The following is a 24950-nucleotide window of genomic DNA, read 5'->3' on the forward strand; positions in this document are numbered from 1 at the left end:
CAGTGCTCATCGCCCAGCGCCCCGCACTCACCGAAGAGGTCGTCACCGAACAGCGGTCCCGGTTCACCATCGAGCCGCTCGAGCCCGGTTTCGGCTACACCCTCGGTAACTCGCTGCGTCGCACCCTGCTGTCCTCCATCCCCGGCGCCGCCGTCACCTCCATCCGGATCGACGGCGTGCTGCACGAGTTCTCCACCGTCGAGGGGGTCAAGGAGGACGTCACCGAGATCATCCTCAACATCAAGGACGTCGTCGTCTCCTCGGAGAACGACGAGCCGGTCGTGATGTACCTGCGCAAGCAGGGCCCCGGTGTGGTCACCGCCGGCGACATCACCCCGCCCGCCGGTGTGGAGGTGCACAACCCCGATCACCGGATCGCGACGCTCAACGGCAACGGCAAGCTCGAGATCGAGCTCACCGTCGAGCGTGGCCGCGGATACGTCTCCGCCGTGCAGAACAAGAGCGCGGACTCGGAGATCGGTCGCATCCCGGTCGACTCGATCTACTCGCCGGTCCTCAAGGTGACGTACAAGGTCGAGGCCACCCGTGTCGAGCAGCGCACCGACTTCGACAAGCTGATCGTCGACGTCGAGACCAAGAACGCGATCGCCCCGCGCGACGCGCTCGCCTCCGCCGGCAAGACGCTCGTCGAGCTCTTCGGGCTCGCGCGTGAGCTCAACGTCGAGGCCGAGGGCATCGAGATCGGCCCGTCACCCACGGACGCCGCGCTCGCGCAGGACCTCGCCCTGCCGATCGAGGACTTGGGGCTGCTCTCCCGCTCCTACAACTGCCTCAAGCGCGAGGGCATCCACACCGTGGGTGAGCTCGTCGCTCGCTCCGAGGCCGACCTGCTGGACATCCGCAACTTCGGCGCGAAGTCCATCGGGGAGATCAAGGAGAAGCTCGCCGGTCTCGGTCTGAGCCTGAAGGACAGCCCCGCGGACTTCGACCTCGCCGCCGTCACCGGCGTCGAGGAGGAGGACGACGCCTACGGCGACATCCAGTTCAGCGACGAGCAGCGCGGCTGACTCTCACCTCACCCGACACAAGCACCAGGAGTAACCATGCCTACCCCCGCCAAGGGACCCCGTCTGGGTGGCAGCCCCGCGCACGAGCGTCTCATGCTGGCGAACCTCGCCACGGCGCTCTTCGAGCACAAGCGGATCACCACCACCGAGCACCGCGCCAAGCGTCTGCGGCCGGTGGCGGAGAAGCTCATCACGCTGGCCAAGCGCGGTGACCTGCACGCCCGCCGCAAGGTGATGACGACCGTGCGACGCAAGGACATTGTCGCCGAGCTCTTCGAGGAGACGGCGCCGAAGTTCGCCGAGCGCAACGGCGGCTACACCCGCATCACCAAGGTCGGCCCCCGCAAGGGCGACAATGCCCCGATGGCGGTCATCGAGCTCGTTCTCGAGCCGGTGAGCCCCAAGCAGGCGACCGTGCGTGAGGCCGAGAAGGCCGCCGAGCGTGCGGCCTCCGCTGAGCAGACCGCGGAGACCGAGACGCAGGCAGAGGCCGCGGAGACGGCTCCGGCCCCGGCCGCGGAGGAGACCGCGGACGCGACGGCCGAAGCTGTCGAGGCCGAGGCGCCCGGCGAGCAGGGCTCGGCAACCGAGGCCGTCGAGGCCTCCGAGACGGTCGAGGCCCAGCAGGACGCGGCCGAGCAGGCGGCCGCCGCGACCGACGATCAGGCCGCGGATGCCCAGGCCGGCCAGGCCGAGGGTGACGTCGACCCACGACGCTGAGCCACACCTGAGCACGAGGGCCCGGACCGGCACGGTCCGGGCCCTCGTGCTGTCTCGCACCTGCGTCCCTGCGGCTCAGCCGCGTCTGTCGAGCTCGCGCTCCAGGCCGTCCAGCAGCAACCGCAGACCGAAGCGGAACGTCTGCTCCCACCCGGCGTCGAAGGTGTCCTCGGACATCCCGGCCATCGTCGGGTAGTCGCCGGAGTTCATGGCCCGCTCGAGGAAGGGCAGTTGCGCGGACCAGAACTCCTCGTCGCTCATGCCCGCCTCCGCCACGGCGGCGTTGTACTGGATCTCCTGGCGGACCGTGCCGGTGACGTAGCCGTCAACGGTGGAGACGATCATCATCTTCTCCTGGTCGCTCAGGGGGAGGCCGGCCAGCTGGGACATGAGCAGCTCCATTCCGCCGGTACTGCTCGGGCCGAGGACGGGCCGGGTCCAGTTGACCTGCATGAGCCACGGATGCGCGAGGTAGAGCTCGCGTCCGCCGACGGCGTTCCGCTCCAGCACCTCACGCCACGGCCTGTCCGCGTAGTCCTCCCGGGGGCCTGGGGCGCTGAGCCGGTCGAGCATGAGATCGAGCAGCACGGCCTTGTCGGGAACGTACCGGTAGAGCGACATGGTGCCCACGTCGAGGTCGCGCGCGAGCCGGCGCATGGACAGCGCATCCAGCCCTTCGGCGTCGGCGATCGTGATGGCGGTCTCGACGATCCGCTCGAGCGTCAGCGTTCTGCGCGGCCCCCTCGACGGCTCGGGCAATCCGTGCCACAGCAGCTCGAGACTGCGGGTGACCCGTTCCTTCTCACGGGAGACCGCGTCGGACTGCTCGGTGCGCACCTGTGTCAGACCGCGCCGCGCCGCATCGACGACGGTGCGCCCCGGGTGCGGTTGTTCGTTCTCCTCACGCATCACCGACATGGTACTTGCCTACTGCGTACGGTGTCCGCTAGCTTGGTGCGTACACCGTACCCAGGAGGTTCCCGTGCCCCCCACCCCGTTCGGGCTCGCCGTCGAAGCGGAAGGGCTCACCAAGCGCTACGGCGACAACCTCGCCCTCGACGGCGTCGACCTCGCCGTTCCCCGCGGCACCGTCCACGGGCTGCTCGGCCCGAACGGCGCCGGCAAGACCACGACGGTCCGCATCCTCACCACCCTCACCCGGCCCGACGGTGGCCGCGCCCACGTCGTCGGACACGACGTCGCCAGCGCCCCGCGTCAGGTCCGACGCGTCATCGGCCTGACCGGCCAGCAGACCACCGTCGACGACCTGCTCACCGCCCGGCAGAACCTCACGATGTTCGGCCGGCTCTTCCGGCTCGACAAGGCCGCCGCGCAGCGCCGTGCCGCCGAGCTGCTCGAGCAGTTCAGCCTCGCCGAAGCCGCCGACCGTGCGCCGAAGAAGTTCTCCGGCGGCATGCGGCGCCGGCTCGACCTCGCGGCCAGCATGATCCTCGCCCCGGCCGTGCTCTTCCTCGACGAGCCGACAACCGGCCTGGACCCCGCCGGCCGTCGCGAGGTCTGGCAGGCCGTCCGCGAGCTCGCCGCCGCCGGCACCACGGTCCTGCTCACGACGCACTACCTCGACGAGGCCGACCAGCTCTGCGACCGGATCAGCGTCATCGACCACGGCCAGAACTTCGTCGAGGACACCCCGGCCGGCCTCAAGCGCCGGATCGGAGACGATCGCCTCGAGATCGTCGTCGCCGACCCTGCCGACCTCGGCGCGGTCGCCCGGCTCGTCGCACGGGCCGCCACCGCCGAGCCGGTCGTGGACGAGACCGCGAGCACGGTCGGCGCGCCGGTTCCCGACGGCGTCCGGGCCCTGACCGAGGTCGCCGCCGAGCTGCGGTCCTCGGGACTGGAGGTGGCCGACATCGGGCTGCGCCGTCCCACACTCGACGAGGCTTTCCTCCAGCTCACGGGCCAACGCCCGGAGCCGATGTCCGCATCCACAGCCGCGTCCGCACCGAAGCCTGCCGGCGCATCCGCGTCCGGCATCCCCGAGGAGACCCGATGACCACCGCCGCACTGGCACAGCCCCACGACGACACCCTGGTCAGCCGCCTGAGATGGGCGGCCCGCGACTGCTGGACCATCGTGCTCCAGGAGTTCACCCACCTGCTACGTCAACCGTCCACCTTCGCCTGGCAGCTCGGCATGCCCGTGGTCATGGTGCTGATGTTCGTCTATGTCTTCGGCAGCGCCATGGACGTCACCGGCATGGGGGCCGGCGTCGGGTACATCGACTACGCGATGCCCGGCATGTTCGCCATGACGGTGGCATTCGGGTTCATGAACACTGCCTACGCCGTGACGCTGAACAAGGAGAAGGGGTTCATGGACCGGTTCCGGTCCATGCCGATGTCCTCCTCCGCCGTCGTCACCGGCCGCGGGGTGGCCGACGTCATCCAGGCGGCCCTCGACCTGGTGGTGATCGTCGCGATCGCCCTCATCGTCGGGTGGCGCCCGGGCGGAAACCTGGCTGAGACGCTCGCCGCTTTCGCGCTCCTGCTCTGGCTGCGGCTGGCCCTGATCTTCATCGGCATCTACCTCGGACTGCGGTTGAAGAACACCGAGGCCGCGGGCAGCCTGTTCGCCGTGGCCTTCCCGTTCGGGTTCATCTCCTCGGTCTTCGCCCCGCCGGAGATGATGCCCGGCTGGCTCGGCGCCGTCGCCGCGTGGAACCCTGTCTCCTCCACCGCCGGCGCGATCCGCGAGCTCTTCCACACCCCGGGGACCGAGGCAGCGGCCGGCGGCTACTGGATCGCCGAGCACGCGATCGGCGGTGCCCTCCTCTGGCCGGCGGTGATCATGGCGATCTTCATCCCGCTGGCGGTCCGGCAGTTCCAGAACCTCAGCCGCTGACCGCACGTACCCTGACCGCATGTCCGGCGCCGTCGTCCTCATCCACGGGATCCGCGGGGCGTCGACGATCTGGCGGCAACAGCTGGCAGCCCTGGAACGGGCCGGCATCCCCGCTCTGGCGCCGGACCTGCCAGGGCACGGCAGCCGCCGCGGCACGGATTTCACGGTCGAGGCGGCTATGGAGGTCATCGACCGGGCCGCCGGCGAGCTCGCCGACCGTGGCCCGGTGCTCGTGGCCGGAATCTCGCTCGGCGGTTACCTGGTGCTGCACTGGGCCGCCCGGCCGACCTCGAGGCCTGCGGGTGTTCTGGCCGCGTCCTGCTGCACCCAGCCGCGGGGCGTCGGTCTGGCTGCATACCGGCGGGTGGCACAGGCCGTGGCGCGGCTTCCGGACGGTGGCGCCCATCTCAGCGACACCCTCTCCCGCCGCCTCCTCCCGGACCAGGGCTACACCGACCTGGTCGCCGGCGGCGTCGCCGTCGAGGTGATGGTCCCGGGACTGACTGCCATGGCCGGCGTCGACACCGAGCAGGACATCAGAGCGATCGAGGCGCCTGTGTGGTTCGTCAACGGCCGGCTCGATCACTTCCGCATCCACGAGCGTCGGTTCGTGCGGGCCGCCTCCGACGGCCGCCTCGTGCTCATCCCTGGGGCGACGCATCTCGTCTCCCTGACGCACCCGGTGGCCTTCAACCGCGTGCTCTTGGAATTCGCTGGCGATCTCGCCCGCCGGGACACGACCATGGCCTGATGACCACCCTGCCCTTGTCCGGACGGACCGCGCTCGTCACAGGCGCCGGCCGGCGGGCCGGTATCGGGTTCGCCGTCGCCACGCGGATAGCCGAGATGGGGGCTGACCTCGTGCTCCACCATCACGGTCCGCACGATGACGACCAGCCCTGGGGACGTGACGACCTCGCCGCTGTGCGTGCCGCGCTCAGCGAGCACATGGCCGAGGGTGCGCGGCTCCGCGACGTCGCCGCCGACCTCGCCGACCCGGATGAGCCCGGCCGTGTCGTCGCGGAGGCCGCCGCGCTGACCGGGCATCTCGACATCCTCGTGTGTAACCAGGCCAGGTCCGGCGGCGACGGCGCGCTCGCCGAGATCGGCGTGGATCAGCTCGACGCGCACTGGCAGGTCAACGCCCGTGCCACGCTGCTGCTCACGCAGGCCTTCGCCGACCGTCACGACGGCCGCGAGGGTGGCCGGGTGGTCTGGATGACCTCCGGTCAGCAGCTCGGCCCGTTGCGCGGCGAGGTCGCCTACGCCGCGTCGAAGGCCGCCCTGGCGGGCCTGACCGCCACCGTCGCCGACGAGCTCATCGATCAGGGCATCATCCTCAACACCGTCAACCCCGGCCCCGTGGACACGGGCTTCCTCGGTCGCGGCGTATGGCTTCCGGACGAGGTGCTCGACGACGTGGAGTCACGGTTCCCGACCGGGCGGGTCGGCCGGCCCGACGACCCGGCGCGCCTGATCGCCTGGCTCGTCAGCGACGAGGGCCGGTGGGTGGTCGGTCAGGTGCTCAACACCGAGGGCGGCTTCCGCCGCAGCTGAGGGTTCCTGCGTCGTCGTGGAGCGACTTCACCGGATCCGCAGGTCCCAGGCCCGCACGCCGCCGATGATCCCGGCCGAGTTCGGCACGATGACGACGTCGTCACCGAGGCGGGAGAGGACCTGCGGGGTGATCCGGCGCGAGTTCCCGCCGCCGAGGTAGAGCCGGTCCCACCAGTACATCGGCCGCAGCGCGTCGATCACGGTGCGGGCGCGCCGGGACCACATGGCGTCCCCGAGCCGGAGCCGCTCGTGCTCGCCGATGTAGTCGTCGTAGGTCAGCCCCCATTTGACCGGGCCCCGGCTCAGCTCCACGTGCGGGGCGAGCACGCCGCCGTCGAAGACCGCGTTGCCCAGTCCCGTCCCGAGGGTCACGATCATCTCCAGCCCGGCACCGGTGATGGCCCCGGCGCCGTGCACCTCGGCGTCGTTGAGTACCAGCACTGGGATGCCGAGCGCCTCCTGCAGCGCGTTCTTCATGTCGAAGCCCGACCAGTGCAGCTCCAGCTCCGGCAGCACCCGGGTGCGCGGCCCGGACCGGGTGATGTAGTGCGGAGTGTGGATGACGACGCCGTGCCGCAGCATGCCGGGCATCCCCACCGTGGCTCGGCTGGCCGGCGGTAGCTGCCGGGCCAGGGAGACGATCGTGCTCACCAGCCGGGAGGGCGGCAGGGGATAGTGCGTCGCGGTCCGGACCGGCTGGGCATGCATCGTGCCCGCCGCGTCCAGCACGGACGCCTTGATTCCGCCGCCGCCGCAGTCGACCGCGAGCGTGGTGACTCGCTGGCCGACGTCCTCGTTCTCCGCCGCGGCTACCTCCACCTGGGGGAGATTACCCGCCCGGCGCGGTGACCTCGCGGCGATCGTCCGGCAGCCGGCGGGTCGACCGCCGGGAGTCCAGGTGCTCCAGCAGCGGCAGCACCACGCGCCGGCTGGTGCCCAGGCGCACCCGGGCCTCGCTGGTGGTGAACGGCTGCGGCAGGTCGGCCAGCGCGGCCACGGCGCGGTCCGCGGCGTCCGCACCGAGCACCACGCCGGGCGCGGGCCGCAGAACTCGCCCGGCCCGCGCCGCGGCCGCCAGCACCCGGTCGTCCAGCCCCAGCTCACGGAGCCGGTCCGCCGTCGGGGCGGCGAAGGGGGCCTCCGCGAGCTCGGCCTCCAGCTCGGCCAGCGCGGCCTCGATCCGCTCCGGCAGGCTGGGCCGATGGTCGAGCCGGGCCCGCCCCGCCTCGAGCCGCAGCGGCGCGCGCAGCACGGCCGGGACCGCCGCCTGCGGCAGGTCGATGAGATCCGCCAGTGCCGCCGTCGGGATCCCGGGGTCGACCGGGGCGGCGGAGTCGTGCTCGCGGACCGCGCGCTCGGCCGCCTCGGCCGCGCGGTGCGCCCGGTCCCGGGAGATCAGCACGTCACCGGCCACCACGCCGAGGGCGCCGGGATCGGAGACCGGGGCGCCGATGCGGCGCAGGAACGCCGTCGTGACGACCTCCCGTCGGGCGAGCTCACCGGCCGGATCGGGCTCGCCGTCGAGCGTGGCGAGCACCGCTGCCCGCCGGGCGGCGGCCCCGCGTCGGCCGAGCGGCCCGGGTGCCGGGTCGAGGACCCGCACGCCCCACAGCCTGCGCGAGCCCGGATCCCGCAACAGGGCGCGGTCACCGATCCGCAACGGGAGCGCACGTCCCAGCACCAACCGCGCGTGCCGGTCCCCGAGCGGCCGGTGATGGGTCGCGACCGCCGCCGCCCCCACGTGCAGCATCGGGCGTTCCGGCGGCCGGTCCGCGGTGGTGGAACCGGCCGGCTCCACTCGCACGTCCACGACGTCGCTCACGTGCCATGCCTCCGGCGTGATCAGGGCGGCGCCCCGGCGCAGGTCGTCGACGTCTCCGGTGAGGTTGAGCGCCACCCGCGCGACTCCTGTCGCCTCACCGACCTCCTCGCCGAGCGACTGCACGGCCCGCACCTGTACCGTGCCACCCTCATACGCGAGCCGGTCGCCGGGACGGACACGTCCGGCCGGCAGCGTGCCGGTCACCACCGTGCCGGCGCCGGTGACCGTGAAACGCCGGTCCACCCACATCCGCACGTCGGCGTCCGGGCTCGGCGCGGGCACCTCGGCCAGCACTGCGGTCAGCCGTGCCCGCAGCTCCTGCAGACCCGCGCCGGTGCGGGCACTGACCGGGACGACGGCGGCCCCGGCCAGGCCGGTCCGGGACAGTTCGGCCCGTGCACGGCCCGCGGCCGGTCCCGGGTCGGCCAGATCCGCCCGGGAGATCGCCACCACCGCCTGCGTGACCCCCAGGGCGTCCAGGGCGGCGAGATGCTCGGCGGCCTGCGGCATCCACGGATCGTCCGCCGCCACGACGAGGAGCGCGACCGGCACCGGTCCGATGCCGGCGAGCGTGGTCGGGATGAACCGTTCATGCCCGGGGACATCGACGAACGCGACCCGGTCGTCGCCCGCCAGGCCGGGCAACCGGGTCCAGGCGTAGCCGAGCTCGATCGTCAGTCCCCGGCGGTGCTCCTCGGGCAGACGGTCCGGATCGGTGCCGGTCAGGGCCCGTACCAGGCTCGACTTGCCGTGGTCGACGTGCCCCGCCGTGACGACGACGTGCACGCTCAGCCCTCCACCGGCTCGGCCCGCCCGGCCGTCCGGTCACAGGCGCGGACGGCGGCCACCAGCACGGCGTCGTCCTCCTCCGGCACGGTGAGCAGGTCCAGGAGCAGCCGCCCGTCCCGCACGTGCCCCACGACCGGCGGGTCCGTGGCGCGCAGCGGGTCGGCGAGAGCCGAGGGCAGCGCGACGGCGGCCGAGGCGAGCTCCACGCCCGGTGCACCACCACCCCCGACCGCGCCGACCGAGTCCACGGCCTGCGCGCCCAGGTCGGCCAGCTCGGCGGCGAGGTCCTCGGCCCGACGTCGCAGCATCGCCGGGTCCGCCGTCAGCATGGCGGGCACCGGTGGCTCCGGACCGCGGAGCGTGGCCTCCAGGGCGGCGAGGGTGAGCTTGTCCACCCGCAGGGCGCGGGCGAAGGGGTGGCGGCGCAGACGACGGACGAGATCGGCGTCACCGAGCAGCAGGCCGGCTTGCGGCCCGCCCAGCAGCTTGTCCCCGGACGCCGTGACCAGGGCGGCACCGGCACGCAGGGTGCCGGCGGCGTCGGGTTCGTCGGGCAGCCGCGGGTGCGGGGCGAGCAGGCCGGAGCCGATGTCGGCGACCACCGGGACCGGCAGTTTCGCCAGCTCCTCGACCGGAACCGCGGAGACGAAGCCGCTGACCCGGAAGTTCGATGGGTGGACCTTGAGCACGAAGGCGACGTCGTCGTCGATCGCGTCGGCGTAGTCGGTGAGCCGGACCCGGTTGGTGGTGCCGACCTCCCGCAGCCCGACCCCGAGGGACTCGAGGAGTTCGGGGATCCGGAACCCGTCGCCGATCTCGACCATCTCGCCCCGTGCCAGGACCACGTCCCGGCCCGCGGCCAGTCCGCGTGCGGCCAACGCCAGTGCGGCCGCACCGTTGCCCACCACGTGGACTCCGCCGGCGTCCGGGACGGCCTCGGCCAGTGCCGCCAGGGCACCGGCGCCCCGGCTTCCGCGCTGTCCGGTCGTCAGGTCGAGCTCCACATCCGTGGTACCCGCGGCCCGGGTCACGGCGTCGACCGCCGCGGGGGAGAGCGGTGCCCGGCCGAGGTTGGTGTGCACGACGACGCCGGTGGCGTTGAGGACCGGGCGCAAGGAGGTCGCCGACGCCGGCAGCCGCGCCACCGCGTCGTCGGCCACGTGATCGGCGGAGATCCGCCCGGATCGGCACGCCTCCTGCGCCTCGCCGACCGCCCGCTTGACGAGCCGCTCACCGAGCCGGACGGCCGCGGCAGTCAGGCGCGGGTCGGCGAGCACCCGATCGGTGCGCGGGACGGCGCGGCGAGGGTCCAACGCGCTGCTCCTCCTCGGCCGTGAGCGGTGGTGTGGCGGAGGCGGACGGGAATCGAACCCGCCTGGCCGGGAATCCCGGCCACAACGGTTTTGAAGACCGCGCCCGTCACCAGACGAGGTACGCCTCCGCGCCTCACCCTAGTGCGCGGCCGGAGGGGTGCGCGCGAGCCGAGACCGCCGTGGTCGCCGACTTGTCCCTCGGGTCGCGGGAGCCGCTCGAGACGTCTTAGTGTGACCACTGTGACTGCCACCACCTCGACGACGCGGCTCACGCAGTACGCCGCGGGCGGCGGCTGCGCCTGCAAGGTGCCGCCGGGCGAGCTGGAGCAGCTCATGGCCGGCCTCCCCGGACCGGCCGCACCGGCCGCCGAGCGGCTCGTGGTCGGCACCGAGACAGGCGACGACGCCGCAGCGGTGCGGATCGATGCCGGCCGCGCCGTGCTCGTCACCGCGGACTTCTTCACCCCGGTCGTCGACGACGCCCGCACGTGGGGCCGGATCGCCGCGACCAACGCGCTGTCCGACATCTATGCCATGGGTGGCACGCCCGTCGTCGCGGTCAACCTGCTGTCCTGGCCCCGGTCCACCCTGCCGATGGAGCTCGCCGCCGAGGTGCTGGCCGGTGGCGCCGAGGTCTGCGCCGACGCCGGGGTGCTCGTCGGCGGCGGTCACAGTATCGACGACCCGGAGCCGAAGTACGGGCAGGCCGTGACCGGGCTCGGCGACCCCGACCACCTCCTGCGCAACGACGCCGGCGCAGCGGGCACACCGCTGACCCTGACCAAGCCGCTCGGCCTCGGCGTGCTGAACAATCGTCACAAGGCAACCGGCGAGGTCGTCGACGCGGCCGTCGCGGTGATGACCACGACCAACGAGGCGGCCGCGCGTGCGGCGCTCGCGGCCGGCATCACCTGCGCCACCGACGTCACCGGGTTCGGCCTGCTCGGGCACCTGCACAAGCTGGCCCGCGCCAGCGGCGTGGACGCCGTCGTGGAGGCCGCGGCCGTCCCGTACGTCGACGGGGCCCGGTCCGCCCTCGCCGCCGGCTTCGTTCCCGGGGGGAGCCGCCGCAACCTCGACTGGGTGCGCCCGCACCTGACCTCCGCGGTGGAGGAGGACGAGCTCGTCCTCCTCGCCGACGCCCAGACCTCCGGCGGCCTCCTGCTGGCCGGTCAGATCCCCGGGCACCCGGTGATCGGTGAGCTTCGCGCGCCCGCCGACGGGCACGGCGGCAGAATCGAGGTGCGGTGATGTCGACGTCGTTCCTCGGCTGGCCCGTGCTGCGCCAACTCACCCGCAAGGACCCGCTCGGCCGCGGGCCCGCGGTCCGCTCGGCCGCCACCGACAGCAAGGTCGCGCGCACACAGAGCGCGGACCGGGTGGCCAAGAGCGTGTGCCCGTACTGCGCCGTCGGATGCGGCCAGCGTGTCTACGTCTCCGACGAGCAGGTCACCCAGATCGAAGGTGATCCGGACAGCCCCATCTCGCGCGGACGCCTGTGCCCGAAAGGCTCCGCGAGCAAGTCGCTCGTGACCAACCCGGACCGCCTCACCACCGTGAAGTACCGCCGTCCGTACGCCACCGAGTGGGAGGAGATCCCGCTCGAGCGGGCGATGGAGATGATCGCCGACCGGGTGCTCGCCACGCGCGGCGAGACCTGGCAGGACACCGACGATCACGGACAGCGGGTCCGGCGCACCCTCGGCATCGCCAGCCTGGGCGGGGCGACGCTGGACAACGAGGAGAACTACCTCATCAAGAAGCTCTTCACCGCGATGGGTGCCATCCAGGTGGAGAACCAGGCACGCATTTGACACTCCTCCACGGTTCCCGGTCTGGGAACCAGCTTCGGCCGGGGCGGTGCCACCGGTTTCCAGCAGGATCTCGCCAACTCGGACTGCATCATCATCCAGGGGTCGAACATGGCCGAGGCCCACCCGGTGGGCTTCCAGTGGGTGATGGAGGCCAAGAAGCGCGGTGCACGGATCATCCACATCGACCCGCGCTTCACCCGCACCTCGGCGCTCGCCCACCAGTTCGTGCCGCTGCGGGTGGGCACCGACATCGTCTTCCTCGGCGCGATCATCAACTACGTGCTCCAGCACGAGCTCGACTTCCGCGAGTACGTGCTGGCGTACACGAACGCGGCGACCGTCCTCGACGAGGCCTACGCCGACCCCGAGGATCTCGACGGCCTGTTCTCCGGGTTCGATCCCGAGACCCGCACCTACGACACCGACTCGTGGCAGTACGCCGGCAGCCTGGCCGAGGAGGGCGACGAGCAGCATCAGGAGTCCCGTCAGCGCAGTACGGCACAGCCCATGCAGCACGAGGCCCGCGGCATGCAGGTCTCGGGCGAGCAGGAGCGCGACCTGACGCTGCAGCACCCGCGGTGCGTCTACCAGGTACTCAAACGGCACTTCGCCCGCTACACCCCCGAATTGGTCGAGGAGACGTGCGGTGTGCCACGCGAGGAGTTCGAGAAGGTGGCCCGGGCCTGGGTGGAGAACTCCGGGCGGGAACGGACGACGGCGCTGGTCTACTCCGTCGGCTGGACCCAGCACAGCGTCGGCGCACAGTACATCCGCACCGGCGCCATCCTGCAGCTGCTGCTGGGCAACATGGGCCGACCGGGCGGCGGCATCCTCGCGCTGCGGGGGCACGCCAGCATCCAGGGGTCGACCGACATCCCGACCCTGTTCAACTTGCTGCCCGGTTACCTCCCGATGCCGAACGCGGGTGATCACCCGGACTTCGATTCCTGGGTGGATTCCCTGCGTCACCCCGGGGCGAAAGGGTTCTGGGGGAATGCTCCGGCCTACGCCGTCAGCCTGCTCAAGGCCTACTTCGGCGAGGCGGCCACCGCGGAGAACGACTACCTCTTCGATCACCTGCCGCGGCTGACCGGGGACCACGGCACGTACCGCAGCGTGCTCGACATGATCGACGGCAAGGTCAAGGGATACTTCCTGCTCGGCCAGAACCCGGCGGTCGGCTCGGCACACGGACGTGCCCAGCGGCTCGGGATGGCCAACCTCGACTGGCTGGTGGTCCGCGACCTGGTCGAGATCGAGTCCGCGACGTTCTGGAAGGACGCACCCGAGGTCGCGACCGGCGAGATCGTCCCGGAGGAGTGCCGCACGGAGGTCTTCCTCATGCCGGCGGCCTCGCATGTGGAGAAGGAAGGCACCTTCACCCAGACCCAGCGGCTGCTGCAGTGGCGCGAGAAGGCGGTCGACCCGATCGGCGACCGCCGCAGCGAGCTCTGGTTCTTCTACCACCTGGGCCGCAAGCTCAAGGAGCGCCTGGCGGACTCCACCGAGGCGCGGGACCGACCGCTGCGCGATCTCGCCTGGGACTACCCGACCCACGGCAGGCACGACGAGCCGAGCGCCGAGGCCGTCCTGCAGGAGATCAACGGGTACGAGGTCGCGACCGGGCGGCTGCTCTCCTCCTTCACCGAGCTCAAGGACGACGGGTCGACCGTCGGCGGCTGCTGGATCTACTGTGGCGTCTTCGCCGACGGCGTCAACCAGGCGGCCCGCCGCCGGCCGGGCGCGGACCAGTCCTGGGTGGCGCCCGAGTGGGGCTGGGCGTGGCCCGCCAACCGCAGGATCCTCTACAACCGCGCTTCGGCCGACCCGGACGGCAGGCCGTGGAGCTCGCGCAAGGCCTATATCTGGTGGGACGAGGAATCCGGTTCGTGGACCGGACACGACGTGCCCGACTTCGAGAAGACCAAGCGGCCGGACTACACCTCGCCCGAGGGATCCGAGGGTGTCGAGGCCCTCGCCGGCGACGACCCGTTCATCATGCAGGGCGACGGCAAGGGAGCCCTGTTCGTGCCGCAGGGGCTGCTGGACGGCCCGCTGCCGACGCACTACGAACCGGTCGAGTCCCGGGTGCGCAACCCGCTCTACGGCCAGCAGGGCAACCCCACCCGGATCGAGTACCAGCGGCACGACAACCCGCTCAACCCCGGGCCGGACACCGGCGACGTCTTCCCGTACGTGTACACGACCTCCCGGCTGACCGAGCACCACACCGCTGGCGGCATGAGCCGCTATCTTCCCTACCTGTCCGAGCTGCAGCCGGACATGTTCGTCGAGGTCAGCCCGGATCTGGCCGCTGAGCGCGAGCTCGAACACATGGGCTGGTGCCACGTGATCACCGGCCGGTCCGCCGTCGAGGGCCGCGTGCTGGTGACCGAGCGACTCCGGCCGCTGCGGATCGACGGCCGGGTGATCCACCAGGTCTGGCTGCCCTACCACTGGGGCAGCGGCGGCCTGGTGACCGGGGACTCGGCCAACGACCTCTTCGGAATCAGCCTGGAACCGAACGTCCTCATCCAGGAGACCAAGGCCGGCACCTGTGACGTCCGGCCGGGGCGGCGGCCCCGCGGCCCGGCGCTGAGCGCCTACGTCGCCGAGTACCGCCGCCGGGCCGGGATCGACGACGGCGGCGGCGCCATCGTGACCGCCGCCCCGGCCGGTGGTCCGGGCGGATCGGAGAGCGGCGCCGACGACACGGAGGGGACCGATGAGTAGCAACAGGCTGTTCGGACCGGTCGACCCGGCCACGGAGGCCGGATACGTCGACCCGCCGCCCCGGAAGGGCTTCTTCACCGACACCTCCGTGTGCATCGGCTGCAAGGCCTGCGAGGTGGCGTGCAAGGAGTGGAACCTCATCCCCGACGACGGGTTCGACCTCCTCGGATCCTCCTACGACAACACCGGTGCGCTCGGGGGGAGCACGTGGCGCCACGTCGCGTTCGTCGAGCAGCCCACCCGGCGGGTCGACCTCGGGATGCCCGGGATGGGGCCGCCGGAGGAGGCCGCGGTCGACACACCGGTGCCGCAGGGGCCGTCCGCTCCACCGCCGGGCGCCGGGTACGAGGACGTCGACGCGCTCGCGGCCGCGGGCCGGATGACCGCGCCACTGACCGGGCCCGGAGCGGCCGAGGAACCGCCCGACTTCCGCTGGCTCATGTCCTCCGACGTGTGCAAGCACTGCACGCACGCCGCGTGCCTGGATGTGTGCCCGACCGGTGCCCTGTTCCGGACCGAGTTCGGCACGGTCGTCGTCCAGGACGACGTATGCAACGGCTGCGGCTATTGCGTCGCCGCGTGCCCCTACGGCGTGATCGAACGACGGAAGGGCCCGGAGGGCACACCGAACGTGGGCATCGCCCAGAAGTGCACGCTGTGCTACGACCGGCTCGGCGCCGGCATGGAGCCGGCGTGCGCGAAGGCGTGTCCGACCGACTCGATCCAGTTCGGCGACGTCGAGGAACTGCGCGCTCGGGCCGAGCGGCGCCTGGCGGAGGTACAGGCGAGCGGCGAGGACCGCGCGCAATTGTACGGCCACGACCCGGACGACGGCGTCGGCGGTGCCGGGGCGTTCTTCCTATTGCTGGACGAACCGGAGGTCTACGGGCTGCCACCGGACCCGGTGGTGACCACCCGGGACCTGCCTGCCATGTTCAATCGTGCAGGGCTGGCCGGCCTGGCGCTGCTCGCCGGTGCCGCCGCGGCGTTCCTCGGAGGGCGGCGGTGAGCGCCAGGCATGCGGCCTCGCCGGGGCGCCGCGACGAGGGCCGGGCGCAGCCCGCCGGCGGTGGCGACGGCGAGTACACGACCTACTACGGCCGCCCGGTGGTCAAGGCGCCGCCGTGGGAGGTCGACATCCCGGCGTACATGTTCGCCGGGGGGCTTGCCGCGGGCTCCTCGCTGCTCGCCGCCGGCGGCGACCTGACCGGTCGGCCGGCGCTGCGCCGAGCTGGTCGGTTGACCGCGGCCGGAGCGCTCGGCTTCTCGATGGTGGCGCTGATCCACGACCTCGGCAGGCCGGAGCGGTTCCTCAACATGCTCCGCACCATGAAGCTCACGTCACCGATGTCCGTCGGCACGTGGATCCTGTCCCTCTACGGCGGCCCGGCGGGCCTGGCCGCCGCGAGCGAGGTGGCTCGGTGGGCCGGCCTGCGGCGCGGACCGTTCCGGCTGCTGGCCGCCCTGGACCGTCCCGCCGGCGTGGCCGCCGGGCTGACTGCACCGCCGGTGGCGGCGTACACCGCGGTGTTGCTCGCGGACACGGCGACGCCGTCGTGGCACGAGTCCTACCGGGAGCTCCCGTTCGTCTTCTGCGGCTCGGCCGCAGCCGCCGCGGGTGGTGCGGCGATGATCCTGGCCCCGGCGGACCAGGCGGGGCCGGCGCGGCGCCTCGCCGTCGGTGGCGCCGTCGCGGAGGTCGCCGCCGAACAGCGCATGGAGCGCTCGATGGGACTCACCGCCGAGCCGCTGCATCACGGCAAGGCCGGCAAGCTCATGACGGCGGCGAAGTACCTGACGGCCGGGGGCGCGGCGCTCTCGCTCCTGGCCGGCCGCTCCCGCGTGGCCGCCGTCACAGCCGGTGCCGCCCTCCTGGCCGGGTCGGCGTGCACCCGGCTCGGCATCTTCGAGGCGGGGATCGCCTCGGCCGAGGACCCGAAGTACACCGTGGTGCCGCAACGCGAGCGACTGCGCCGCGGTCAGCCGGTGCGCTACGAGGGCTGACCGCGCCTGCAGGAAGGGCCAGGCCTCGAGCGCGTACCCGAGAGGGAGGAAGCGGCGGTTCCCGGGATCCAGGTCCTCCCTCTCAGGTGCACTCCGGTCAGGTGTAGGCCGGTCAGGTGTAGGCCGGTCAGGTGTAGGCCGGTCAGGCGTCCCTCAGGCGGCCGTGATCATCCCGTGCGGGTCGAGGACGAACTTCTTGGCTGCACCCTCGTCGAAGTCGGCGTAGCCCTTCGGTGCCTCGTCGAGAGAGATCGGGGTCGCGTTGACGTTCTTCGCGATCGAGACCTTGTCGTGCAGGATCGCCTGCATCAGGCCGCGGTGATACTTCATCACCGGACACTGACCGGTGGCGAACGAGTGCGACTTCGCCCAGCCGAGACCGATCCGGATGGACAGCGAGCCCTCCTGCGCGGCCGGGTCGGACGCCCCCGGGTCACCGGTGACATACAGCCCCGGGATCCCCAGGGCGCCGCCGGCACGGGTGATGTCCATGAGCGAGTTCAGCACCGTCGCGGGGTGCTCGGTCGCGGCCTCGCCACCGTGACCGCGGGCCTCGAACCCGACGGCGTCGACGCCGCAGTCGACCTCAGGGGTGCCCAGGATCTGCTCGATCTGGTCCTTCGGGTCGCCCTGGGAGACGTCGACCGTCTCGCAACCGAAGCTCCTGGCCTGCGCCAGCCTGTCCGGATTCAGATCCCCGACGATGACGACGGCGGCGCCCAGCAGGTGGGCCGACGTCGCCGCGGCCAGTCCGACCGGGCCGGCACCGGCCACGTACACCGTCGAGCCGACCCCGACCCCCGCGGTCACGGCGCCGTGGAAACCGGTCGGGAAAATGTCCGAGAGCATGGTCAGGTCGAGGATCTTCTCCATCGCCTGGTCCTTGTCCGGGAAAGTCAGCAGGTTCCAGTCGGCGTACGGGACCAGCACGTACTCTGCCTGCCCGCCGACCCAGCCGCCCATGTCGACGTACCCGTAGGCCGAGCCCGGACGGTCGGGGTTGACGTTGAGGCAGATCCCGGTCTGTCGTTCCTTGCAGTTGCGGCACCGGCCGCACGCGATGTTGAACGGGACCGAGACGATGTCGCCCTGCTTGATGAACTCCACGTCGCGCCCGACCTCGACCACCTCGCCCGTGATCTCGTGGCCGAGCACCAGCCCCTCCGGTGCGGTAGTCCGGCCGCGGACCATGTGCTGGTCCGAGCCGCAGATGTTGGTCGAGACCGTCTTGAGGATGACGCCGTGATCGACGCGTCGTCCCACGTTGTCCGGATTGACGCCCGGACCGTCCTTGAGTTCGAACTCCGGGTACGGGGTGTCGATGACCTCGACCTTGCCCGGGCCTGCATAACTGACTGCCTTGTTGGCCACCGTCGAGCCTCCTTGCTGCCTGGTCGGATCGCCGGGCGTCGTCGCCCGCGATCCCACGTTCCCACGTGGGCGGTGGTCCGCAAGCGGGAACGGCGCGGCGCGGGCCCGCGCTTCCACAGCACAGGCCGAGACGGGGCGGCGCCGCGCTCGTGGCGGTGGATGAGGCATGCATCCGGCAGGAGGGCACCCGGCGGCAGCCGATAGCCTCGCAGGGTGAGCACCAGCCCGGCCGACGACCTGGTCCGTGTCCGGCTCGACCTGGCGTACGACGGCAGCGACTTCGCCGGCTGGGCCACCCAGCCCGGCCTGCGCACGGTGCAGGGTGTCGTCGAGGACGCGCTGACCACCGTGCTGCGGCTCGACCGACCGGCGCGGCTGACCGTCGCCGGCCGCACCGACGCCGGCGTGCACGCCCGGGGCCAGGTCGCCCATGTCGACCTGCCCCGCCCGGCCTGGGACGGCGTCGTCGGGCGCAGTGACCGGCGCCCGGGTGAAGCGCTGGTGACCAAGCTGTCCGGAGTGCTCAGCCGCGGTCACCTGCCACGGGGGGCCTCCGACGTCGTCATCCACCGGGCGACCGAGGCGCCAGCGGGCTTCGACGCGCGGTTCTCCGCCGTCTGGCGCCGCTACGTCTACCGGATCGCGGACCGTCCCGAAGTGGTCGACCCCCTGCGCCGCCGGGAGGTCGTGCGGATCACCCGGCATCTCGACGTCGCCGGCATGGAGGAGTCCACGTGGGGGCTGCTCGGCGAGCACGACTTCGCCGCGTACTGCAAACCCCGCGAGGGGGCGACCACCATTCGTGAGTTGCTGGACTTCCAGTGGCGCCGCGTGCCGCCGTTCGCGCCGGACGCCGGTCTCGTCATCGCGGAGGTCCGCGCCGACGCGTTCTGCCATTCGATGGTGCGTGCGCTCGTCGGAGCGTGCCTCGCCGTGGGGGAGGGCCGTCGATCACCCGAGTGGCCGGCTGAGGTGCTCGAGGCAGGGGTGCGCGATTCGGCCGTGACCGTCGCGCCGGCCCACGGTCTGACGCTCGAGGAGGTGGCCTACCCGGCGGACGGGGAGCTCGCGGAGCGGGCGGCGGCCGCACGGACGGTGCGCACCCTGGAGGAGTAGCGGGGCGCTGCGCAGACCGCGCCGGAACGAGGTTGCAGGAATCGTCGATTTTTCGACGGATTCTGCAACCGCGGTGACCGGCGCTCGGTCCACCGCGCCCCGATCAGGTGCGAACGCGCTCGGAGCCCGCGTAGACGTTGACGCTGCGGCCGCGGCTGAACCCGGCCAGCAGCATGCCCGACTCGGCAGCGAGCTCCTGTGCGAGGGAGGACGGTGCGCTCACCGCGGCCAGCGCCGGGATCCCCGCCATCCGGGCCTTCTGCACGAGCTCGAAGGAGGCCCGGCCGCTCACCTGCAGGACGGTTCCGGTCAGCGGCAGGCCCCCGTCCCGCAGGGCTCGTCCGATCACCTTGTCGACCGCGTTGTGCCGTCCGACGTCCTCGGCCACGTCGAGCAGGTCCGGACGCCGGCTGTTCTGGCCGCCAGGACCGATGGCGAAGAGCCCGGCCGCGTGGGTTCCGCCGGTGGCGTCGAACGTGCGCTGTGCCTCCCGGAGCCTGTCGGGCATCGCGAGCAGCGCCGGCAGGTCAACCCGCATGGGATCGGCCGCCACGTCGAAAACGGATGTCTGGCGGACCGCGTCGATCGAGGCGGTGCCGCAGACCCCGCACGAGCTCGAGGTGTACACCTGGCGGGCCCGCGCCGGATCGGGAGGCGTCACGCCCGCGGCGAGCCGTACGTCCACAATGTTGAAGCTTGCCGTGCCGTCCGGGTTTACCCCGGGGCCGTAGCCGATCTCGGCGATGTCGTCGCGGCCGGTGACGACTCCCTCCGAGACAAGGAAACCCGCCACCAGGTCGAAATCGCGGCCGGGTGTGCGCATCGTGACGCTCCACGCGCGCCCCTCCAGCCGGATCTCCAGCGGTTCCTCGCCGGCGAGCCGGTCCGGGCGCCGGCGCGGCTCGGCGTCCAGGGACAGCCGCAGCACCGGCCGGCGCTGAGTCACACGGGCCATGGGCCCATCCTGCCCCCTCCGCGCGGCCGAGGTGAGTTCGGCCTGCGCTGCGGCCGAGATGCTCGTTCCTCGCCCTCAACCTTCGCTGCGCGGCTCGTCGGGCTCGGGTGGGATGGTCGCCCTCCTCGCGCTGCGCTGCGGCCGAGATGCTCGTTCCTCGCCCTCAACCTCCGCTGCGCGGCTCGTCGGGCTCGGGTGGGATGGTCGCCCTCCTCGCGCTGCGCTGCGGCCGAGATGCTCGTTCCTCGCCCTCAACCTCCGCTGCGCGGCTCGTCGGGCTCGGCGGTGCCGCCCTCGTCGATAGCGACGTCCCCGCCGGGCTCGTCCTCGATCGCCATGGCCGACTCCTCGGGGCCGAACCTCGCGCCGGCGGCCCCGACGTCCGACCCGTAGACGTCCTGCGCCTCACCGGGCAGATCCGTGGGGTCGTCGTCGTCCGGTTCCGCCACGATCCGCCCGGCCGCGGTGTCCGTCGCACCGTCGGGAGCCTGCTCACCCGACGGCCCCGGCGCCGCGTACGGCGAGGCATCCGGGTCCCCCTCGGAGGTCGGCTCGTCCTCCCACACGTCCGGCTCCTCACGAGCGAGCCGGTCGTCGTGCGTCTCACCCTCACGCTGGCCGGACTCGGTGAGGTCCATCCCGGCGAGCGGATCGTCGTCGGGGGCAGTGATGCCCTCGTCGAGTACATCCTCCGAGGGACGGTCGACGAGCTCGTCGTCCTCGCCCGGCTGCCAGGACTGGTCCGGGACGTACTGGTCCTCGCCGGGACCGGTGGGCTGCGGCGTCGGCTCGGTGTGGTCGGTGCTCATGGCACCAGGCTGGCCCGTCCCCGAGTGCTTCGCATCCCGGAGCCGGGACGGCGCTGTGCCGGGCTCACCGGCTGCTGCAACTCGATGACCCAATCCTGCTGATCATCGGACTCGGCGCGGACGTACAGCTCCCGGTTCGGTCCCGACGGATGCAGTCCGCGGGCCTGGATCTCGGCGTGGATCGCCTGCCACGTCGCCCCGATTCCGGCCACGGGCCCGAGGTGCACCCCGCAGATCGCCCGTTCCACGGCGGGGAGCTCGACGATCTCGAACTCGGCACGGGGCTCGCCGGAGTACTCATACCCCGCAGTGACACGCGGGGCGGGGCCTTCCATCTCGTAGTACGCGATCGGTGTCTCCAAGGCGCCGCAGACCTCCCCGACGAGCGCGGCGACGCCGTCGAACAGATCCCCGACCACCCCGACGAACTCGGACCCTTCGGAGACGGCGGCACTGCGGGCGGCCAGGCGAACGGCAGGCAACGGTTTCTCGACGACGTCGATGCGGGTCATGGACCGCTCCTTCTCGATCAGGTGGAGCCGCCGTTCCACGTCGGCGAGCCGCGCGGCGGCGCGCTCGTGTTCACGTTCGACCTCGGCACGCCGCTCCCGCAGCAGGGCGGTCAGCCGGTCCGGACCGATCCCGTCCTCCAGCGCGAGGGCGATGTCATCGAGACCGAATCCGAGCTGACGCAACGCCACGATCCGGTGCAGGCGTGCGAGCTGCGAGGGGTCGTATGAGCGGTAGCCGGTGCGGGCGTCGACGTGGGCGGGCACGAGAAGACCGGCCGCGTCCCAGTGCCGCAACATGCGGTGGGAGACCTGACCGATCTGCGCGAACGCTCCGATGGACAACACGATGTCCGTTCTCCCGTCTGCCACGGTGTCAGAGTCAAGTCCTGGACCCATTGTCCGCCCGGGCACAGTCCGGGCCCGGCCGAAATCCGATGGACGCGCCCGGGCGTGGCCAGGTGAGGTGAGGGCGTGGCTCACCTGGACCTCGCCGGCATCGGCTACGACCTTCCCGACGGGCGAGGGCTGTTGTCCGATGTCTCCCTCCGCGTCGGCGACGGCGACCGGGTGGCACTCGTCGGTCCCAACGGAGCCGGCAAGACGACGTTGCTGCGCATCGCGACGGGGGAGCTCACCCCGCACCGAGGAGCGGTGACGCGCAGTGGCACCGTCGCCGTCATGGACCAGCTCGTCGGGCGCACACGCGGCGGCCACTCCGTGCGCGACCTCCTGGTCGAGCACGCACCCTCGCGGCTGCGCGAGGTCGCCGAACGACTCGCCACGGCCGAGCTCGCGGTCATGACCGACGACGACGAGCCCGCCCAGCTGGCGTACGCCCAGGCGCTGGCGGACTGGGCGGAGGTCGGTGGGTACGCCGCCGAGGCGGAGTGGGACGAGATCACTCACGCCGTGCTCGCCCAGCCGTACGAACGCGCCCAGCACCGCGCGGTCACCTCACTCTCCGGCGGAGAGGCCAAACGCATCGTGCTGTCCGCGCTGCTGCGCTCACCCGCTGAGCTGCTCGTCCTCGACGAACCGGACAACTCGCTCGACGTCCCCACCAAACGCTGGCTCGAGGATCAGCTGCGGGCCAGTGACAAAGGCGTGCTCTTCATCAGTCACGATCGCGAACTGCTCGCCCGGACCGCGACCCAGATCGCCTCGCTCGAACCGGGAGCCCCGGGGTCGACCGCGTGGGTGCACACCGGATCGTTCGCGACGTTCCCGCAGGCCCGTGCCGAACGGATGAGCAGACTCGAGGAACTGCGCCGTCGCTGGGACGAGGAGCACGCCAAGCTCCGGCAGCTCGTCGCGATGTACAAGCAGAAGGCCGCCTACAACTCGGACATGGCGGCACGGCTCCAGGCCGCTCGGACCCGCCTCGCGAAATTCGAGGAGGCCGGGCCACCGCAGGCGGTGACCCTCGAGCAGCATGTGGACATGCGGCTGCGGGGCGGACGGACCGGGAAGCGGGCGATCGTCTGCGAGAGGCTCGCCCTGGAGGGTCTGACTCAGCCGTTCGACCTCGAGGTCTGGTTCGGCGAACGCCTCGCCGTGCTGGGAGCCAACGGCACCGGCAAGTCGCACCTGCTGCGGCTGCTGGCCGCCGGGGGGAGTGACCCCGAGCCGGAGCACGCACCGGCTGACGGGCGAGCTGTCGACCCGGTCCCGCACACCGGGCTCGCACGCCTCGGTGCGCGGGTGCGGCCGGGCTGGTTCTCCCAGTCGCACGTCCGCGAGGACCTGACCGGGCGCACGTTGCTGGAGGTGCTGCATCGCGGAGAGGGCGGCCGGCCCGGCATGGGGCGTGAGCAGGCCGGGCGGGTGCTCGACCGGTACGGCCTCGCCCGGTCCGCGGAGCAACAAATCGGAACGCTCTCCGGCGGACAGGCTGCGCGCCTGCAGATCCTCCTCCTCGAACTCTCCGGCGCCACGCTACTGCTGCTGGACGAACCGACCGATAACCTCGACCTGCACTCGGCCGAGGCGCTGGAGTCTGCGCTCACCACCTTCGAGGGGACGGTGGTCGCAGTCACCCATGACCGCTGGTTCACCCGGTCCTTCGACCGCTTCCTCCAGGTGCGGGCGGACGGGACCGTCGTCGAGACGCCAGAACCGGCCTGGGAGGACGACGGCGTCCGGTCCCGGTGAGTCGGCGCGAAGGGACGTGGCGGGTTTCACGATCCGCGGCCACCGGCGGTCCTTTGCCCGCGGGACCGGCGCCAGGTACCCTGAGTGGCGTTGCGCGATCCCGCGTGCGCTCGCCGGTGCCTCCCACTCGCCGGTTCTCGAGCGCGGTCGAGAGCGACGAGCAACACTGACCATCGGTTGCAGCGCGGCCATCGCTGCACCGCAGGAACGCTGAAGAAACGAAGGCTACGCCCGTGCGCACGTACACACCGAAGCCCGGCGACGTCACGAAGAACTGGTACGTCATCGACGCGACCGACGTCGTCCTCGGCCGGCTCGCGACCCAGGTCGCGACCCTGCTCCGTGGGAAGCACAAGCCGACCTTCGCCCCGCACGTGGACAACGGGGACTTCGTCATCGTCATCAACGCTGACAAGGTCGCCCTGACCGGGAGCAAGCGCGAGAAGAAGATCGCGTACCGCCACTCCGGTTACCCGGGTGGGCTGAAGGCCACCTCCTACGAGGAGCTGCTCGAAAAGCGCCCCGAGCGCGCCGTGGAGAAGGCCGTTCGCGGCATGCTCCCGAAGAACTCCCTGGGGCGCGGCATGCTCAGCAAGCTGAAGGTCTACGCCGGTGCGGAGCACCCGCACCACGCGCAGAAGCCGCAGACCTTCGAGATCACCCAGGTGGCCCAGTAAGCGCACTGTGCGCCTGCGGCCCAGAACAGGACTGAAGGAGAACTGTGGCTGAGACCACTCCCGAGATCGACCTCGAGGACGAGAACGTCCCCACCAGCTACACCAGCGAATCCGACGCCCCGGCCGCCGGCCAGGGCAGCTCGCTGACGGCCCCCGGTCAGGCCCTCGGCCGCCGCAAGGAGGCCGTCGCCCGGGTCCGGCTCGTCCCGGGCAGCGGCCATTGGACCATCAACGGCCGGTCGCTGGAGGAGTACTTCCCGAACAAGCTGCACCAGCAGCTCGTCAACGACCCGTTCCGCCTGCTCGACATCGAGGGCCGGTTCGACGTGATCGCCCGCATCAACGGCGGCGGCATCTCCGGCCAGGCCGGTGCGCTGCGCCTGGGCATCGCCCGCGCGCTGAACGAGATCGACACCGAGTCGAACCGTCCGATCCTCAAGAAGGCCGGGTTCCTCACCCGCGACGCTCGCGCGGTGGAGCGCAAGAAGGCCGGCCTGAAGAAGGCCCGTAAGGCACCCCAGTACTCCAAGCGCTGACGAACGCGAGGCGGAGTGTGGGTCCGAGGTACGAGGACCCGCTGGAGCCGGAGCGTGAGGAGGCGCGTCGGTCGGTACAGCGCTGACGAACGCGAGGCGGAGTGTGGGTCCGAGGTACGAGGACCCGCTGGAGCCGGAGCGTGAGGAGGCGCGTCGGTCGGTACAGCGCTGACGAAGG

22 protein-coding genes and 1 tRNA gene are annotated in these 24950 nt (G+C 71.9%); 14 read left to right on the forward strand and 9 right to left on the reverse strand.

Features of this window, described 5'->3' with window-relative positions; translation table 11 throughout:
* Positions 1 to 2: 2 nt before the first annotated feature.
* On the forward strand, positions 3 to 1028 hold the full coding sequence (locus ACFSE6_RS01840; protein ID WP_388001991.1) for a DNA-directed RNA polymerase subunit alpha: 1026 nt from the start codon (positions 3 to 5) through the stop codon (positions 1026 to 1028).
* A 36-nt stretch (positions 1029 to 1064) separates the two neighbouring features.
* Positions 1065 to 1748 (forward strand): 50S ribosomal protein L17, encoded by a 684-nt coding sequence (gene rplQ, locus ACFSE6_RS01845; RefSeq protein WP_388001992.1) that lies wholly within the window; start codon positions 1065 to 1067, stop codon positions 1746 to 1748.
* Between the two features lie 75 nt (positions 1749 to 1823).
* Here rplQ and ACFSE6_RS01850 read toward each other — a convergent pair whose 3' ends face one another.
* On the reverse strand, positions 1824 to 2657 hold the full coding sequence (locus ACFSE6_RS01850) for a TetR/AcrR family transcriptional regulator (RefSeq protein ID WP_388001993.1): 834 nt from the start codon (positions 2655 to 2657) through the stop codon (positions 1824 to 1826).
* Positions 2658 to 2730: 73 nt separating this feature from the next.
* Here ACFSE6_RS01850 and ACFSE6_RS01855 point away from each other — a divergent pair, with 73 nt between their 5' ends.
* The 4 genes from ACFSE6_RS01855 to ACFSE6_RS01870 are packed head-to-tail and all read left to right on the forward strand — an operon-like array spanning position 2731 to position 6170.
* Complete coding sequence (locus ACFSE6_RS01855; protein WP_388001994.1) at positions 2731 to 3765, forward strand: ATP-binding cassette domain-containing protein; 1035 nt, start codon at positions 2731 to 2733, stop codon at positions 3763 to 3765.
* Positions 3762 to 4613 (forward strand): ABC transporter permease, encoded by an 852-nt coding sequence (locus ACFSE6_RS01860; RefSeq protein WP_388001995.1) that lies wholly within the window; start codon positions 3762 to 3764, stop codon positions 4611 to 4613. The genes ACFSE6_RS01855 and ACFSE6_RS01860 overlap by 4 nt, the downstream gene beginning before the upstream one ends.
* Positions 4614 to 4632: 19 nt before the next feature.
* Positions 4633 to 5364 carry an alpha/beta fold hydrolase gene (locus ACFSE6_RS01865; RefSeq protein WP_388001996.1) on the forward strand — a complete coding sequence of 244 codons (732 nt, stop codon included), beginning with the start codon at positions 4633 to 4635 and terminating at the stop codon, positions 5362 to 5364.
* Positions 5364 to 6170, forward strand: coding sequence for an SDR family oxidoreductase (locus tag ACFSE6_RS01870; RefSeq protein WP_388001997.1), 807 nt, complete (start codon positions 5364 to 5366; stop codon positions 6168 to 6170). The genes ACFSE6_RS01865 and ACFSE6_RS01870 overlap by 1 nt, the downstream gene beginning before the upstream one ends.
* A gap of 27 nt (positions 6171 to 6197) precedes the next feature.
* Here ACFSE6_RS01870 and ACFSE6_RS01875 read toward each other — a convergent pair whose 3' ends face one another.
* The 4 genes from ACFSE6_RS01875 to ACFSE6_RS01890 all read right to left on the reverse strand — a co-directional run bounded on the left by ACFSE6_RS01875 (position 6198) and on the right by ACFSE6_RS01890 (position 10222).
* Positions 6198 to 6989 carry an ROK family protein gene (locus ACFSE6_RS01875; RefSeq protein WP_388001998.1) on the reverse strand — a complete coding sequence of 264 codons (792 nt, stop codon included), beginning with the start codon at positions 6987 to 6989 and terminating at the stop codon, positions 6198 to 6200.
* A gap of 10 nt (positions 6990 to 6999) precedes the next feature.
* On the reverse strand, positions 7000 to 8778 hold the full coding sequence (locus tag ACFSE6_RS01880; RefSeq protein ID WP_388001999.1) for a SelB domain-containing protein: 1779 nt from the start codon (positions 8776 to 8778) through the stop codon (positions 7000 to 7002).
* 2 nt (positions 8779 to 8780) lie between these two features.
* Positions 8781 to 10094, reverse strand: coding sequence for an L-seryl-tRNA(Sec) selenium transferase (selA, locus tag ACFSE6_RS01885; protein ID WP_388002000.1), 1314 nt, complete (start codon positions 10092 to 10094; stop codon positions 8781 to 8783).
* Between the two features lie 33 nt (positions 10095 to 10127).
* A tRNA-Sec gene (locus ACFSE6_RS01890) sits at positions 10128 to 10222 on the reverse strand.
* A 103-nt stretch (positions 10223 to 10325) separates the two neighbouring features.
* On the opposite strand from ACFSE6_RS01890, the gene selD reads away from it, so the two are divergent.
* Genes selD through nrfD form a run of 4 tightly spaced genes read left to right on the forward strand, consistent with a single transcriptional unit; the run spans position 10326 to position 16645 of the window.
* On the forward strand, positions 10326 to 11345 hold the full coding sequence (gene selD, locus ACFSE6_RS01895) for a selenide, water dikinase SelD (RefSeq protein ID WP_465254092.1): 1020 nt from the start codon (positions 10326 to 10328) through the stop codon (positions 11343 to 11345).
* Positions 11345 to 14641, forward strand: a complete 3297-nt coding sequence (gene fdh / locus ACFSE6_RS01900; RefSeq protein ID WP_388002002.1) for a formate dehydrogenase — start codon at positions 11345 to 11347, stop codon at positions 14639 to 14641. Before selD ends, fdh begins: the two co-directional genes overlap by 1 nt.
* Positions 14634 to 15650: a 4Fe-4S dicluster domain-containing protein gene (locus ACFSE6_RS01905; protein ID WP_388002003.1), complete on the forward strand. Its 1017-nt coding sequence runs from the start codon at positions 14634 to 14636 to the stop codon at positions 15648 to 15650. Before fdh ends, ACFSE6_RS01905 begins: the two co-directional genes overlap by 8 nt.
* Entirely contained in the window at positions 15647 to 16645 is a 999-nt protein-coding gene (gene nrfD / locus ACFSE6_RS01910; RefSeq protein ID WP_388002004.1) for an NrfD/PsrC family molybdoenzyme membrane anchor subunit, read from the forward strand. Before ACFSE6_RS01905 ends, nrfD begins: the two co-directional genes overlap by 4 nt.
* 153 nt (positions 16646 to 16798) lie before the next feature.
* On the opposite strand, the gene fdhA is transcribed toward nrfD, so the two are convergent.
* Entirely contained in the window at positions 16799 to 18016 is a 1218-nt protein-coding gene (gene fdhA, locus ACFSE6_RS01915) for a formaldehyde dehydrogenase, glutathione-independent (RefSeq protein WP_388002005.1), read from the reverse strand.
* A gap of 213 nt (positions 18017 to 18229) precedes the next feature.
* On the opposite strand from fdhA, the gene truA reads away from it, so the two are divergent.
* Positions 18230 to 19132, forward strand: coding sequence for a tRNA pseudouridine(38-40) synthase TruA (gene truA, locus ACFSE6_RS01920; RefSeq protein ID WP_388002006.1), 903 nt, complete (start codon positions 18230 to 18232; stop codon positions 19130 to 19132).
* A gap of 103 nt (positions 19133 to 19235) precedes the next feature.
* On the opposite strand, the gene fdhD is transcribed toward truA, so the two are convergent.
* From fdhD to ACFSE6_RS01935, 3 genes are all read right to left on the reverse strand, one after another.
* Entirely contained in the window at positions 19236 to 20087 is an 852-nt protein-coding gene (gene fdhD / locus ACFSE6_RS01925) for a formate dehydrogenase accessory sulfurtransferase FdhD (protein WP_388002007.1), read from the reverse strand.
* 251 nt (positions 20088 to 20338) lie between these two features.
* Entirely contained in the window at positions 20339 to 20896 is a 558-nt protein-coding gene (locus ACFSE6_RS01930; protein ID WP_388002008.1) for a hypothetical protein, read from the reverse strand.
* Complete coding sequence (locus ACFSE6_RS01935; protein WP_388002009.1) at positions 20893 to 21777, reverse strand: MerR family transcriptional regulator; 885 nt, start codon at positions 21775 to 21777, stop codon at positions 20893 to 20895. The genes ACFSE6_RS01930 and ACFSE6_RS01935 overlap by 4 nt, the downstream gene beginning before the upstream one ends.
* Positions 21778 to 21879: 102 nt before the next feature.
* On the opposite strand from ACFSE6_RS01935, the gene ACFSE6_RS01940 reads away from it, so the two are divergent.
* The 3 genes from ACFSE6_RS01940 to rpsI all read left to right on the forward strand — a co-directional run bounded on the left by ACFSE6_RS01940 (position 21880) and on the right by rpsI (position 24772).
* Complete coding sequence (locus ACFSE6_RS01940) at positions 21880 to 23559, forward strand: ABC-F family ATP-binding cassette domain-containing protein (RefSeq protein WP_388002010.1); 1680 nt, start codon at positions 21880 to 21882, stop codon at positions 23557 to 23559.
* A gap of 233 nt (positions 23560 to 23792) precedes the next feature.
* Complete coding sequence (rplM, locus tag ACFSE6_RS01945; RefSeq protein ID WP_388002011.1) at positions 23793 to 24236, forward strand: 50S ribosomal protein L13; 444 nt, start codon at positions 23793 to 23795, stop codon at positions 24234 to 24236.
* Between the two features lie 44 nt (positions 24237 to 24280).
* A complete protein-coding gene (gene rpsI, locus ACFSE6_RS01950; RefSeq protein ID WP_388002012.1) occupies positions 24281 to 24772 on the forward strand; it encodes a 30S ribosomal protein S9 in 492 nt (163 codons plus the stop codon).
* Positions 24773 to 24950 lie beyond the last annotated feature (178 nt).

It is taken from the genome of Georgenia deserti (genome assembly GCF_042680605.1).
Taxonomy (GTDB): Bacteria; Actinomycetota; Actinomycetes; order Actinomycetales; family Actinomycetaceae; genus Allobogoriella; species Allobogoriella deserti.